The organism is Streptomyces sp. NBC_00536, from assembly GCF_036346295.1.
Classification (GTDB): Bacteria; Actinomycetota; Actinomycetes; order Streptomycetales; family Streptomycetaceae; genus Streptomyces.
This window is the reverse complement of record NZ_CP107819.1, coordinates 7,758,313-7,771,708: the sequence shown is the minus strand read 5'-3', so window position 1 is coordinate 7,771,708 and position 13,396 is coordinate 7,758,313. Positions and strand designations below refer to the sequence as shown.

16 protein-coding genes are annotated in these 13,396 nt (G+C 73.0%); 11 read left to right on the top strand and 5 right to left on the bottom strand.

Annotated features, from left to right (window positions below; translation table 11 throughout):
- Positions 1-243: 243 nt before the first annotated feature.
- From OHS33_RS33290 to OHS33_RS33275, 4 genes are all read left to right on the top strand, one after another.
- Positions 244-672, top strand: a complete 429-nt coding sequence (locus OHS33_RS33290; RefSeq protein ID WP_330334134.1) for a ribonuclease — start codon at positions 244-246, stop codon at positions 670-672.
- Between the two features lie 118 nt (positions 673-790).
- A complete protein-coding gene (locus OHS33_RS33285; RefSeq protein WP_330334133.1) occupies positions 791-1,984 on the top strand; it encodes a sensor histidine kinase in 1,194 nt (397 codons plus the stop codon).
- 50 nt (positions 1,985-2,034) lie between these two features.
- Positions 2,035-2,709: a response regulator transcription factor gene (locus tag OHS33_RS33280; protein WP_330335301.1), complete on the top strand. Its 675-nt coding sequence runs from the start codon at positions 2,035-2,037 to the stop codon at positions 2,707-2,709.
- Positions 2,710-2,834: 125 nt separating this feature from the next.
- Positions 2,835-3,149 carry an SHOCT domain-containing protein gene (locus OHS33_RS33275; protein WP_330335300.1) on the top strand — a complete coding sequence of 105 codons (315 nt, stop codon included), beginning with the start codon at positions 2,835-2,837 and terminating at the stop codon, positions 3,147-3,149.
- A 58-nt stretch (positions 3,150-3,207) separates the two neighbouring features.
- Here OHS33_RS33275 and OHS33_RS33270 read toward each other — a convergent pair whose 3' ends face one another.
- On the bottom strand, positions 3,208-4,179 hold the full coding sequence (locus OHS33_RS33270) for a tellurite resistance/C4-dicarboxylate transporter family protein (RefSeq protein ID WP_330334132.1): 972 nt from the start codon (positions 4,177-4,179) through the stop codon (positions 3,208-3,210).
- A 111-nt stretch (positions 4,180-4,290) separates the two neighbouring features.
- Between OHS33_RS33270 and OHS33_RS33265 the strand changes: the two genes are divergently transcribed.
- The gene (locus OHS33_RS33265; RefSeq protein WP_330334131.1) at positions 4,291-4,488 is read left to right on the top strand and encodes a hypothetical protein; all 198 of its coding nucleotides are present in this window, start codon (positions 4,291-4,293) and stop codon (positions 4,486-4,488) included.
- Positions 4,489-4,604: 116 nt separating this feature from the next.
- Positions 4,605-5,633, top strand: coding sequence for an AI-2E family transporter (locus tag OHS33_RS33260; protein ID WP_330334130.1), 1,029 nt, complete (start codon positions 4,605-4,607; stop codon positions 5,631-5,633).
- A gap of 6 nt (positions 5,634-5,639) precedes the next feature.
- On the opposite strand, the gene OHS33_RS33255 is transcribed toward OHS33_RS33260, so the two are convergent.
- Both OHS33_RS33255 and OHS33_RS33250 read right to left on the bottom strand, forming a co-directional pair.
- Entirely contained in the window at positions 5,640-6,857 is a 1,218-nt protein-coding gene (locus tag OHS33_RS33255; RefSeq protein ID WP_330334129.1) for a hypothetical protein, read from the bottom strand.
- Positions 6,858-6,947: 90 nt separating this feature from the next.
- The gene (locus tag OHS33_RS33250; RefSeq protein WP_443065379.1) at positions 6,948-8,054 is read right to left on the bottom strand and encodes an alpha/beta hydrolase; all 1,107 of its coding nucleotides are present in this window, start codon (positions 8,052-8,054) and stop codon (positions 6,948-6,950) included.
- Between the two features lie 273 nt (positions 8,055-8,327).
- Here OHS33_RS33250 and OHS33_RS33245 point away from each other — a divergent pair, with 273 nt between their 5' ends.
- Genes OHS33_RS33245 through OHS33_RS33235 form a run of 3 tightly spaced genes read left to right on the top strand, consistent with a single transcriptional unit; the run spans position 8,328 to position 9,984 of the window.
- Positions 8,328-8,756, top strand: coding sequence for a hypothetical protein (locus OHS33_RS33245; RefSeq protein WP_330334127.1), 429 nt, complete (start codon positions 8,328-8,330; stop codon positions 8,754-8,756).
- A complete protein-coding gene (locus OHS33_RS33240) occupies positions 8,750-9,022 on the top strand; it encodes a helix-turn-helix transcriptional regulator (protein WP_330334126.1) in 273 nt (90 codons plus the stop codon). The genes OHS33_RS33245 and OHS33_RS33240 overlap by 7 nt, the downstream gene beginning before the upstream one ends.
- Entirely contained in the window at positions 9,019-9,984 is a 966-nt protein-coding gene (locus OHS33_RS33235; RefSeq protein ID WP_330334125.1) for an NAD(P)-dependent alcohol dehydrogenase, read from the top strand. The genes OHS33_RS33240 and OHS33_RS33235 overlap by 4 nt, the downstream gene beginning before the upstream one ends.
- 12 nt (positions 9,985-9,996) lie before the next feature.
- Here the strand turns inward: OHS33_RS33235 and OHS33_RS33230 are convergent, their stop codons facing one another.
- Positions 9,997-10,581: a TetR/AcrR family transcriptional regulator gene (locus OHS33_RS33230; protein WP_330334124.1), complete on the bottom strand. Its 585-nt coding sequence runs from the start codon at positions 10,579-10,581 to the stop codon at positions 9,997-9,999.
- A gap of 124 nt (positions 10,582-10,705) precedes the next feature.
- Between OHS33_RS33230 and OHS33_RS33225 the strand changes: the two genes are divergently transcribed.
- Both OHS33_RS33225 and OHS33_RS33220 read left to right on the top strand, forming a co-directional pair.
- Positions 10,706-11,002: a hypothetical protein gene (locus OHS33_RS33225; protein WP_330334123.1), complete on the top strand. Its 297-nt coding sequence runs from the start codon at positions 10,706-10,708 to the stop codon at positions 11,000-11,002.
- A gap of 86 nt (positions 11,003-11,088) precedes the next feature.
- A complete protein-coding gene (locus tag OHS33_RS33220; protein WP_330334122.1) occupies positions 11,089-11,598 on the top strand; it encodes a hypothetical protein in 510 nt (169 codons plus the stop codon).
- A 144-nt stretch (positions 11,599-11,742) separates the two neighbouring features.
- Here OHS33_RS33220 and OHS33_RS33215 read toward each other — a convergent pair whose 3' ends face one another.
- Positions 11,743-13,356: a phospholipase gene (locus OHS33_RS33215; RefSeq protein WP_330334121.1), complete on the bottom strand. Its 1,614-nt coding sequence runs from the start codon at positions 13,354-13,356 to the stop codon at positions 11,743-11,745.
- Between the last annotated feature and the right edge of the window lie 40 nt (positions 13,357-13,396).

Sequence of the window (13,396 nt, the reverse complement as noted above, 5' to 3'; positions counted from 1 at the left end):
GCTCCAGACACTGGCCCCGAAGGGGGGTGCACAAGCGTTTACCCCCAAGGTAAACGCTTGTGCACCCCCGTCTCCCCCATCTCCCCATCCCCGGTGGAGAGTTCCGAGCGGGCCGCCCGGGTGTCGCCCCGCTGAAGCTCCGGGGACGCTTGCGTTGCAGCCGCCACACGCGTGGTGAACAGGCGGGGAAATCAAGGGAGTTGGCATTGACGGCGCCATCGCCGCGCGCATCACGATGGGCGCATGAGAATCCCCACGCGCCTGGCCGCCCTCGGTGGCGCCGCTGCCGTCTCCCTCGCCCTCCTCGTCGCGCCGACCGCCTCGGCCGTCTCCTCCGCGGCGTCCTCCGCGACCTCCGTGTCCTCCGCGACCGCCTCCGTCAAGGCCGTCGGCACCATCTGTTACTCCGCCCTGCCGTCCCAGGCCCACGACACCCTGGACCTCATCGCCTCGGGCGGCCCGTTCCCGTACTCCCAGGACGGCGTCGTCTTCCAGAACCGTGAGGGCCTGCTGCCGAGCCACACCTCCGGGTACTACCACGAGTACACCGTGATCACCCCGGGCTCGCCGACGCGCGGCGCCCGCCGGATCATCACCGGGAAGCAGACGCAGGAGGACTACTACACCGCCGACCACTACGCGAGCTTCCGCCTCGTCAAGTTCACCTGCTGACCGGCCGGGCGGCCGGTCCCCCGGCCCCGTGCCCCGCACCGCGTACTACGGGGGGAGTACGCGCCCCCGCACCGCCCGGCGGACGACGGCGGGCCCCCGGGCCCTCTAGCGTGGCCGCATGGCGCAGCGGCGGGAGTACGGGGCACGGCGGACCAGGACCGGCGGGGGCGGACCGCCGTGGCGGAGCGCCCTCCTGGTCGCCGTGGTCGCGCAGGCCGGCACCGGTTGGGTGGCGCACCTGCAGCCCGGCCGGGAACCGCTCGGCTGGCCCGGCCACGCCCTGCTGCTGCTCGGCCCGCTGCTGCTCGTCCTGCGCCGCCGGTACCCGGCGGCGGTGGTGGCCGGGGTCTGCGCGGTCACGCTCGGCTATCTGGCAGGCGGCTACCCGTACGGCCCGGTCTTCTTCAGCGTGGCCGTCGCCTGCCTGTCGGCCGTGGTCGCCGGGCACCGGTACGTCGCCTGGGCCTCCGTCGGGCTGCTCTGGGCCGGGCACCTGGCCATCGCGCACTGGCTGTACCGGTGGCTGCCGCCCGCCGGGGACGGCCCCGCGCCGTGGGCGGGCGAGGGCCCGGTCATCGCCTGGGCGCTCGCCGTGCTCGCCGCGTCCGAGGTGGTGCGCGTACGCCGGGAACAGCGCGCCCGGGACCGGGCCGAACGGGCGGTCGCCGAGCGGCGCCGGGCCGACGAGGAGCGGCTGCGGATCGCGCGCGAGCTGCACGACGTACTGGCCCACAGCATCTCCGTGATCAACGTGCAGGCCGGGGTCGGGCTGGCGCTGCTGGATTCCGATCCGGAGCAGGCCCGTACCGCGCTGCGGACCATCAAGGCCGCCAGCAAGGAGGCGTTGGGCGAGGTCCGGCAGGTCCTGGACACGCTGCGCGCGCCGGGCGCAGCCCCCCGCGCGCCCGCCCCCGGGCTCGACCGGCTCCCCGAACTCTTCGCCCAGGCCGCGTCCGCCGGGCTCACCGTCTCCCTGGAGGGCGAGGCCGTCGGCCCCGCCCTTGCGCCGGGTACGGACCTGGCCGCGTTCCGGATCGTGCAGGAAGCGCTCACCAATGTGGTGCGGCACTCCGGCTCCCGGACGGCGCGGGTCCGCATCACCCGGCCGCCCGGCGTACTGGAGCTGCGGATCGACGACGACGGCCCGGCCACCGGCGGCGACCCGGGCGGCAGCGGCAGCGGGCTGACGGGGATGCGCGAACGGGCCGCCGACCGGGGTGGCAGCATCGAAGCCGGACCCCGGCCGGACGGCGGCTTCCGGGTGGTGGCCCGGCTGCCGGTGGCGGGCGGCGGAGCGGAGGAGCGGGCATGAGCGGGACGGCGGGAATGGACGCAGCAGCGGGAACGGGAGGCTCCGCGGGGGTGATCCGCGTGCTCCTCGCCGATGACCAGCAGCTCGTACGGGCGGGCTTCCGGGCCCTGCTCGACGCGCAGCCGGACATCGAGGTGGCCGGTGAGGCGTCCGACGGGGCCGAGGCCGTCGCCCTGGCGCGCGCCCTGCGCCCGGACATCGCCCTGATGGACATCCGGATGCCGGTGCTCGACGGGCTGGCCGCCACCCGTGCGATCACCGGGGACGCCGCGCTGGCCTCCGTCAAGGTGGTCATGCTCACCACCTTCGAGCTGGACGAGTACGTCTTCGAGGCGATCCGCGGCGGCGCGTCGGGTTTCCTGGTCAAGGACACCGAGCCGGAGGAACTCCTGCGCGCGGTACGGGCGGTGGTGGCGGGCGACGCCCTGCTCTCCCCCGGGGTGACGCGCCGCCTGATCGCGGAGTTCGCGGCCCGTTCGAAGGCCCCGGAGGCCGCCGCCGCGGCCGGTGAACTGCACCGGCTGACCCAGCGGGAGCGCGAGGTGGTGGCCCTGGTGGGGATGGGGCTGGCCAACGAGGAGATCGCGCGCCGCCTGGTGGTCAGCCCGCTGACGGCGAAGACCCACGTCAGCCGGGCGATGGTGAAACTGGGCGCCCGCGACCGGGCCCAGCTGGTGGTGCTGGCCTACGAGTCGGGGCTGGTCCGGCCCGGCTGGCTCGGCTGAGCCGCACACCTCCCGGGTACTCCCCCGGAGGTATCCGTACTGCCGCCGGGGGGACGACGACCGGGGGCCCTCGCGGGGCGAGGCTCGGGGTGACGGATCAACCCCTTCCGAGGAGCGCAGTCGTGATGAACACCCTGGCGTACGACGGGCCCGGCCCGTGGATCCTGTTCTTCCCGCTGGTCTGGGCAGCCGTGATCTTCACCGTGGTCACCGTGCTGCGCCGCACCGTGTGGCGCGGCGGACGCGGCGGGCGCGGCCCCTGGGCGGCGGCCGGACGCGTCGCCTACGGCGAGAACTCGCCGATCGCGATCATCGGCCGGCGGTTCGCCACCGGCGAGATCGACGAGGACGAGTACTGGCGCCGGCTGTCGGTGCTGGACGAGCAGTTCGGCCGGACCGGCGTCGAAGGCGGCGGACGCGGCCGGGACATGCCCGTCTGAGCCGGTGCGGATCGGCCCCGGGGCGCCGCGGCGAGGGCCGCGGCGCCCCTGGGCCGTCTCAGCGGTCGCCTCCGGGGTGGGTCCTGACCAGGGCGGTGAAGGTCAGCAGCCAGGCGGCCAGCGCGACCCAGAGCAGGATCTCGCCCAGCGGCCGCAGCCATCCGACGCCGGTCGGACCGGCCGCGGAGAGGCACGCCGCGGCGGTCATGCCGAGCGGGAAGACGGTCGCCCAGCGCCGGATGTCGTAGCGCGGGCGCGGGCGCGCCAGTTCGGCGGCCAGCAGGACGGCGTACCAGACGAGCGAGAGGGCGAGCGTCACCAGGGTGGCGGTACGCAGGGCGGTGTGCGCCCAACCGGCCCATACGGGTGAGGCCGTGAGTTTGGAACCGGCCAGGGCGCAGATGGCGAGCGCGCCGCCCGCCACCCACTGGTCACCCGCGCCGTGCACCACCTCCCGGAAGTCGAACCGGACGAGGGCCTGCGCGTACAGCAGCAGCCCGAGGCAGAAGGCGGCGAGCGCCGCCCACGCGAGCCAGTCCTGGCCGCTGTCCGCGGCGACCACGGCCGCGAGGACGGCCAGCGCCTGGGTGGCGACGCAGACGAGGAACGCCGCCCCGGGCGCACCCCGGTGCCAGTGCCGCAGGACCGCGAGCATCAGCCCGGGCCAGAGCAGCGCGGCCAGTGCCAGCAGGACGACGGCGACCGGGCGCCAGCCCAGCAGGGACAGCCGGGTGCCGAGCACCGCGGTGGCGGCGACCGCGGTGAGCGCCGCGGGAGTGTCGGCCTCGGAGCGGAACCGGCCGCGGTCACCGGCCAGCCGGGCGCCGAAGTCGGCGGCGAGTACGAGCCACAGGGCCCCGGCGACGGCCAGTGCGACGAGGGACGGCGCCTCGTGGCCGGTCAGGTGCAGACCGACCGAGATGATGCCCGCGGCCATGACCGCTGCGCCCGCCGCCGGGGGCAGGCCGGCCCACCAGCGGGGGCCCAGGGTGTCTGGCGTTCCCCGGGGCCGCTCGGGTGCGGGGTTCACCCTTCCAGCGGACACCGCGGGCGCGCGGTGCGCGAGCGCAGGGGGCCATTGGGGCCAACGGTCCGGGCCGCCCGTGAGGCGCGGGGGCCGCCGCGGCCCTTTGATGGCTTCATGGCGGATCACCGGCGGGACGACGGAACGGGCGCGGTGCGCGGGGTGCGCGGCACACGCGGGGCACTCGGGACACGGGCGGGGCGGCCGGGCGACCGGTCCCGCGCCGTCTGGCCCGGTCCGGCCGGTCCGGGCCAGACGGCGCGTATGGCCCGTACGGCCCGTACGGGCCACGAGACCCACCGCCCCGCCGCGTAACCGTGACCAGGCGAGCCCCGGCGGGGACGGCACGGCGCTCCGCCGGACGGCGCGGGCGGCGGCGGATCCCCCCGCCGCCCAGCCGGTACCGGACCCACCCGGCGGGGTCGGCGCGCGTGTCGCCGCTGCTGCGGACCGTCGCCGCCTACGCGTGGCGGCTGCTGATCGTGGCCGTCCTGGCCTACGGCGTCTTCGTGGTGCTCGAACGCTTCCACGAGATCGGGCTCGCCGTCTTCCTCGGGCTCGTCGCGACGGCGCTGCTGCGGCCGCCCACCCATCTGCTCTCCCGCTGGATCCCCAGACCCCTGGCGGTGGCCTGCACCCTGATCGGCTCCATCGTGCTCGTCCTCGGCGCACTGGCGTTCGTGGGCGAGACGGTGGCCAGCCAGTGGACCGACCTCGTGGCGGAGTTCCGGGACGGGCTGGGCCGGATCGAGCCGTGGCTGGAACGGGCCCCGTTCCGGCTGGATCCGCACGCGCTCAGTGACATACAGGCCCGGATCGGCTCGTACCTCTCCAGCCACAGCGCCACGCTCCTCGACACCGCCGTGACCGGGGCGGGGAGGCTGGTACAGGCGCTCACCGTCATCGCCCTGGCCCTGTTCTGCTCGGTCTTCTTCATCCATTCCGGCGACCGGCAGTGGGCCTGGTTCTGCGCCCAGTTCCCGCGGGGCGCGCGGCAGCGGCTCGCGGACGCGGGCCGGGCGGCGTGGCGGACCTTCACCGGGTACACCCGCGGCATCGTGCTGGTGGCCGGGACCAACGCGATCCTCGTGGGCGTCTCGCTGCTCCTGCTCGGGGTGCCGCTGGCGGCGCCGCTCGCCCTGCTGGAGTTCGTCGCCGCGTTCATCCCGCTGATCGGATCCCCCGTGGCACTCGCCGTGGCCGCCATCGTCGCACTGGCCGTGAAGGGGCCGCTGATCGCCGGCCTGGTGGTCGTACTGATCGTGGTCATCGGCCAGATCGAGGGGCACCTGCTGCATCCGCTGGTGATGAGCTGGGCCGTGCGGCTGCACCCGGTGGTGGTGGCGCTGTCCGTGATCGCGGGGGCCATCGCCGCCGGGGTGGTGGGCGCGGTGGTGGCGGTGCCGCTGGTCTCGGTCCTCTGGTCGGTCCGCCAGACCCTGCGCGCGCCCGCACCGTAGCCGGATTCAGGCTGCCCGGCGGCCGCGGCCGAGGAGCAGGCCGAGGAGCACCTCGACGTCGGGGGTCCTGGCGAGCGGGAGGACGACGTCGCGGGCGGGTGTCTTGATGAGCGCCCGGCCGGGGGACTCCATCCGCAGCCCGCCGACGTCCCGCCAGCCGAATTCCCCGCCGGGGGTCCGCAGGCCGGTGGGGGTGGCGGTGAAGGTGCCGAAGGGGACGCTCCGGCCGTCGGCCAGGTCCCGCACCGCGCGCGGCCAGGCCGCGGCGAAGACGGCTTCGGAGGCGGCGCGGCGCAGCTCGGCGAACCCCGTCCAGCCGGAGGGGCGGAAGGTGTGGCGGGCGCCGCCGTCGGCCCGCACCGTGAACCCGGCGGTGTCCGCCGCCTTCCCGGCGGTCTGCGGTACGCCGAGCAGGCTGGCCTCGCTCCACGGGCAGACGAACACGCTGGTGTCGCCGGTGAGAACGGCGAGCCCGCGCCGCCCGATCAGGACCGCTCCGCGCTCGCCGCGGCGCACCTCGGCGAGCAGTCCGCGGCCGGCCGCGAGGACCACGGCGAGGGCGGCCGCCATGCCGGCGATCCCCGGCAGCAGCCCTTCGCCGGGGGGCAGCAGCACGGCGACCGCGAGGAAGGCCCCGAAGACCACGACCGCGCCCTCCACCAGCAGCATCGACCGGTAGTCGGGGCGCGCGGCGTACCGCCCGAGGACCTCGCCCACCGCCCCGGGCACCACCCCCGGCGCCGCCCCCGTCATGGCCGCCCGGCGGCGGCCACGCCGCAGCAGCACAGCGCTCGCGGCGGCGCCGAGCAGGGCGACGCCGGCCAGGGCGGCCGTGGTGAGGGCGGCGACGCTCTGGGAGAGCCGGGGCTCGCTGTAGGCCGTGTCGCCGAGCGCCCGGGCCCGGCCGCTGTACGACAGCGGCTCGGTGCCGGGACCGGCGTAGAAGAGGGCGCCGCCGTGGATCTCGCCGTTGTGCGGGCGCAGGGTGCCGGTCACGGTGCGGCCGTCGACCGTCCACCGGGCCCCTTCGCAGGTCGTGGCACCGCTCGACCCCATGACGGGCACCTTGCAGGAGTGCCCCAGCGTCACGGTCACCGGGGTGGCGCGCACGTAGTAGTCGTAGAGCGAACCGCTGATGACCCAGGTCAGGAGCAGGCCCACGGCCAGCAGGACGACATTGCAGTAGAACACCGGGCGTGCCGACGTTCGGTGATTCCCCGTCATGGGTCGAGTCTGGAGCAGCCCGCTTCGAATCTGGAAGGTTTTCTAGAAACTATTTCTATGAAGCCGGCTGCCCCACCGCGTCGGGGCCGGTCACTTCCCCAGGCGGGCGCTCATCCACTCCATGGCGGGCGGGATCTCCCGGCGCCAGGTGTTGAAGCCGTGTCCGCCGCTGTCGAGGGTGATCGACGCGACGCTCGCACGGCCCTTGGCCTTCTCGACGAACTCCCGCGTCGGCTTCAGGTTCGACTCGCCGATGAGGGAGGTGGTGACCAGGAAGGACGACTTCCCCTTCGGCAGGTGCTCCAGGTTCGTCATCAGGTCCGAGCGCTTCTCCAGCTTCTTGTCCCCGTGGAAGAGGTCTCCGGACTGGGCGTCCACCTCCGGCTTGTAGTCCGCCGACAGACCGATGGCCACCGAGTAGCTCTCCTGGTGCTGGAGCCCCATCTTCAAGGCGCAGTAGCCGCCGGTGGAGTCGCCCATGATCCCCCAGTCGCGCGCATCGGTACCCGTCCGGTACGACTTGGCGATCGTCCGGGTCAGGTCGGTCCCGAAGAAGGTCTCCGTGGCCGGGCCGCCCGGGATGTCGATGCACTGCGAGTTGGACGGGACGACGGTGGGCCGCATCATCACCAGGATCATCGGCTTCATCTTCTTCTCCTTGGCCAGCGTCCACGCCGTCCTCGGATAGCGCAGGTTGCGCACCAGGTTCTCGGCCATGCCCGGGTATCCGGTGAGGACCACCGCCGCGGGGAACTTCCGCTTCTCGTTCCCCTTCTGGAAGTACTCCGGCGGCAGGTAGACGTACGCCTCACCGCCCTGCCGGGACCGCTCGCCCGTCAGCAGGACCTTCTCGACCACCCCAGCCGAGCGCGGATCGGCGCTGCCGGGCACCTCGGGCTTCTGCCGCGCGAGGACCTTGACGGCGGATCCGCCGGGCAGGGCGTCGCCCTGGGCGGCTTCCGTCTTCTGTCCGGCGAACAGGTCGCCCCACGACCCGTAGAGCAGGAAGGTCCGGTTCGCCACGAGGCCCACCGAGGCCAGGACCAGCACCTGTGCGACGAGGATCAGCCCGACCCGGCCCAGCACGGCCCGCCAGGTGCGCCGGGCCAGCCGCGGCCACAGCCACACTCCGGCCACGAACACCAGAAACGTACCCAGCAGGATGGTCACCAGGAACGCGTTACTCATCAGACTCACGGATCAGAACTGCTCTCTGCGATGTTCCGGGCCGGACCCCCCGGGTCCGGGCGCCCGCCTCCGGTGCGCGTCAGGGTAGACAGTCAGGCCGGTCGATCCGTTCCACTTCGGCGCCCCTCACTCGCTCGGGTGTGCCATGCGTGCCTCCATACGGCTCCATCCCGACCCGGAAGTAAAGAATCATTGACATGAGGTCAAGCAGACCTTACGTTCACGGTGTCAAAGATGCTTTACATGACTTGAGTTGGCTCTACACGGCAACGGGGAGCACGCATGTCGTTCGAAGAGAAGCGCGCCTGGACGATGGGGCTGGTGGCCGTCGCGGCGTACGCGGTCTACCTCTCCCTGCTCCTGAGCCGGGCGGGGGACGGCCCGCTGACCGAAGTGGCGTACGTACCGCTGCTGCTGTGGTCGGTCGGCGGTTCGACCGGCGCGACCATCGCGGTCACCATCGCCCTGGGCATCGCCTCACCCCGGGGCGGCCGCAGAACGGACCAGCGCGACCGGGAGATCAGCCGGTTCGGCGAGCACATCGGACAGTCCTTCGTCGCCATCGGCGCCATCGCGGCGCTGCTGATGGCGATGGCCGACTGGGACCGCTTCTGGATCGCCAACGCCGTGTACCTGGCCTTCGTCCTGTCGGCGGTGCTCGGTTCCGCGGCGCGGATCGCCGCCTACCGGTCGGGCTTCCAGCCATGGTGAAGCCGACGGAGGTCACCAACAGCATCCGCGCCCTGCGGTTCGCGCACGGGGAGATGACCCAGGCCGAGCTGGCGGACCGGATCGGTGTGACGCGCCAGACCGTCATCGCCATCGAGAAGGGGCGCTACTCCCCCTCGCTCCAGATGGCGTTCCGGATCGCCCGCGTCTTCAAGGTCCCGCTCGACGAGGTCTTCCAGTACCCGGACGACGAAGCGTCCGGCACCGACGGCACAACGGAAACCGACACCGGAAGCGGGACACCATGAGGGCCATCGTCCAGGACGCGTACGGCACGGCCGACGCGATGAGGTTCGACGCCGACACCGAACGGCCCGTCCCCGGGGACGACGACGTCCTCGTACGGGTGCGCGCCGCCGGGGTCGACGCCGGGGTCTGGCACCTGATGACGGGGACGCCGTATCCGGTCCGGCTCATGGGCTACGGGCTCCGGCGGCCCAGACACCGCATCCCCGGCATGGACCTCGCGGGCACGGTCGAGGCGGTCGGCCCGCAGGTGACCCGACTGCGGCCGGGCGACGAGGTGTTCGGGATCGGCAAGGGCGCCTTCGCCGAGTACGCGTGCGCGCCACAGGCCAAACTCGCCCTGAAGCCGCCCTCCCTGAGCTTCGAACAGGCCGCCGCGCTGCCGGTGTCCGGGCTCACCGCGCTCCAGGCCCTGCGCGACAGCGGCGGGTTGGCGGCCGGTCAGAAGGTGCTGGTCATCGGCGCTTCCGGGGGCGTCGGATCGTACGCCGTGCAGCTGGCCAAGGCGTACGGCGCGGAGGTCACGGGGGTGTGCGGCACCGCGAAGACCGGCCTGGTCCGCTCGCTCGGCGCGGACCACGTCATCGACTACACCCGCGCGGACATCGGCGACGGCTACGACCTCGTCCTCGACATCGCGGGCGGCCGGCGCCTCTCCCGGCTGCGGCGGGCCCTCACGCCCCGGGGGACGCTCGTCCTGGTGGGCAACGAGAGCGGCGGCCCGTGGACCGGCGGGCTGGGCCGCCTGCTGCGGGCCGCTCTGCTCTCGCCGTTCGTCGGGCAGCGGCTCCGGCCGATGGCCGCGGTGGAGCGGTACGAGGACCTGCTGGCGCTCGTCGGCTTCGTCGAGGCCGGGCAGCTGATCCCGGCCCTGGACCGGACGTACCCGCTGCGCGAGGCGCCCGAGGCCGTCCGGAGCCTGGCGGAACACCGGGTCCGCGGCAAGTCCGTCGTCACCATCTGACCCGCCTGCGGCTCAGGTCGCCGTGAGGCGGCGGACCGCCTCGACCAGGGCCGCACGCTGCGCGGTGGCACCCTCATCCGCGACGGCGGGGACCAGCATCCGGGAGAGCTGCGGCAGGTTGAACCAGGACACGGTCAAGGAGATCACCGTGTGCATGAGCTGCCCGGGCGCGACGGCTCCGGTGAGCGCGCCGGCCCGCTGGGCGGCGGCGATGGCCGCGATCTTCTCGTCGTAGTGGTCGGTGCGCTCGCACTGGGCGGCCACCCAGTCCTGGCACTGGAGCCCCTCCCAGGCGAGGAGGCGCACGAAGTGCGGGTGCTGCCGGTGGTAGTCGAACACCCGGCCCGCGTAGTCGCCGAGGTCCTTGGCCTGCGCTTCGTCCAGCGGCACCGCGGCGGCGAGCTTCTGCAGTTCGCACTCCAGGACGGCGGCGAACAGCTTCTCCTTGCCGCCGAAGTACTGGTAGATGCGCTCCTTGTTGACGCCCGCGCGGGTCGCGACACGGGCGACACGGGCGCCTTCGGGGCCGTGTTCGGCGAACTCCTCGACCGCGGCGTCGAGCAGGAGCTGTTTCGTGCGCGCAGTGTCCCAGGCCATGGCCCGACTCTAGCCCATCTCCAACCAGTGGGTTGGAAATGGAGTGGATCACGTGCAAGACTCCAACCAGCTGGTTGGAGATCAGGGATCCAGCCGCTCGGCACCCCATGACCAGGAGACCCCCATGCCCGCGACCACGCCCGCCCCCGTTCCCGCCACCCCGGCCACCCAGGCCGCCTCTCCGGCCGTTCCGTCCATACACCGCCGGGCGCTGATCACCTGGCTGGCCGTCTACCCGACGATCACCCTCGCCCTCGGACTGCTCGGTCCGGTCACCGCCGGTCTCCCGCTGCCGCTGCGGACACTGATCCTCACCGGGGTGGTCGTCCCCGTGGCCGCCTACGGCCTGATCCCCCTCCTGATGAAGGCCAACGCCGCACTCGGCCGCCGCACCGGTGGAGCCATCCGGCCAATTGCATGACATGGGCCTGACATTTCAAGGTCCCTGTGGGACGTTCCCTGGCGCGTCAGTCCACCCCACTGGGCCATGACAATGAGGAGCGCACGATGAGCATGACCAGCATCAGGAAATGGACGGGCCTGACCGCCCTGGCCGCCGCCACGGTCCTCGCCGGATCCTCGGCGGCGATCGCCCTCGGACCCACCGCCGACCAGCGGGCCGACGGCGTCATCGTGGTCTCGGGCAACACCTGCACCTGGACCAACGCCAAGACGAGCGCCAATCCCCCCACCGCGCTGACGGTCGACCGCACCACCATCAACACGCCGGGCGGCAACCTGTCCTGTACCGGCGGCATCACCGCGGCGCTCAACAACAACCCCGCGTTCACCTTCGACGACGCGAACGGCCTCGCGAAGACGGACGCGATCGACATCACCGGCAAGCAGAGCTTCGTCTCCTGCCGCTACAAGGCCACCAACATCGCGTGGAACCGCGACGGGGCCACCCGCAAGTACCTCAACCAGGCCTTCACCGCGACCAAGACCTCGGGGAGCTTCCTCTGCCCCGGCTCGGTCACCACGGCCGCCGGCGGCGCGTCCATGCTGTTCCACTGATCCGCCGATCCACTGATCCACTGAACCGCCGATCCGCTGATCCGCTGATCCGCTGATCCGCTGATCCGCTGATCCGCTGATCCACCGCTCGACTGACCGGTGGTGCGCCGCGACCCCGTCCCGGGCCGCGGCGCACCGCCCGTATCAGCGACAGATGCCCTGCTCGTAGTCGACCGTGGCGGTCGCCTTGGAGTACTGCCACTGCGGCGCGAGCAGTTGCGTGCGCAGCTGCCCCGCGGCGGCCGGGCTCTCCACCACATAGCCGAAGTCCTGGAGCCACGCGGGGTAGAGGTTCTTCGACCCGATGTAGAAGGCCGCGTCGTCGACGGAGACCAGCTTGTGGTGCTGCGCGTACGGGTGACCGTCCGCCCAGGTCGGGTTCGCGGCGCTGCGGAAGGTGGCGAGCTGGAGCCCGGAGCACATCACGGTACGGGCGCGGGCCTGGTCGCCCGTGAGGCGCGCCAGGCGGTCGCGGAGCGTGTCGCTGATCTCGGAGAGGGACTTGATCTGCGAGTAGCCCCCGCTGCCCACGGCGCCGCGGTTGGCCGGATCACTGACGACGATGCGGACCTTGACGCCCGCGGCCAGGCGCTCGGCGAGGGCGTCGTAGGTGCGGATGTCGTAGCGCGGCAGGGGCGGGCAGGTGGCGTTGAGGTCCTGCTGTGAGATCTCGATGTGCGCGCCCGCACTGGAGATCAGCGTGCGCAGGGCGCTCTCCTCGGGGTTGACCGTGTCGTAGTCGCGGTCGGCGTTGGTGTTGTCGTGCAGGCCGACGACGCATTTGGTGTCGGGCGCGGTCGGCAGGACTGACTGGAAGAGCGAGGCCGGGTCGTTGCGCCGGATCCCCACGCCGAGGCCGCCGACCGCGATCACCGGTACGTCGCCCGTGGCGGGCGCGGGCGGCTCCACCCGCGCCAGTGCGGGCAGGCATCCGGCGCCGTTGGAGGAGGCGAACCAGACGCTCGCGATGTTGCCCTTGTTCTGGCAGGTCCAGGACCACAGCTCGTCCAGGTACTTCCCCGCGGAGGCGGCGGCGGGGCCGCTCAGCGCGAGGTCGACGTCGGACACCGGGTGGGCGGTGTCGAGGTAGTCGCCCTTCCAGCTGTTGATGCCACCGGTGACGGCCGACTGGCCGTCGACCACGAGGAGTTTGGAGTGGTTCCAGGAGAACGCGGTCTTGGAGGTGGTCATCGAGGCGACGTTGAGCGTGACGTTCGGCGCGTCCGCGCCGAGCCTGCCCACCAGTTCGTCCCGGTACTTCGACGGTACGACGTTCAGGTGGTACACCGGGGCCGCCCCGACCAGCACCCGGACCGTGAGCTTGTTCCCGGCCGCGGCCGATGCCTTCAGGCCGACGACGAGGGCGTCCTGGAAGGCGCCGTCGGGGAACGGCGCCAGGGTGGATATGTCCACGGTGTGCCGCGCGCGGGAGATGTTCTCGGTCATCTTGTCGAGCAGCCGCCGGGTGCCGGGGCGGTCGGCGCAGGTGGCGTCACCCCAGCAGCCGGGGGTCTGGAGCAGCCAGTCGCCGCCGCCCGGTGTGGACGCGTCGAGGCTGTTGCCCGCGGTGCGCTCCCACACCCGGCCTTCGAGACCGGGGCTGACCTGACGGAGCGTCCGTTCGACGGAATCGAGGTGCGGCGCGTCGGCGGCGGCCGCCGGGAGGACGGGCAGCAGCGCCAGCAGGAGCGCGGGAAGGACGGGCAGCGCGACGCGGGTGAACGGCGCGGCAGGACGGAGTGAGGGCTGGCGGACCAATGTGGGTTCCTTGCACGAGGGGATCGCCGTCGCACTCTGG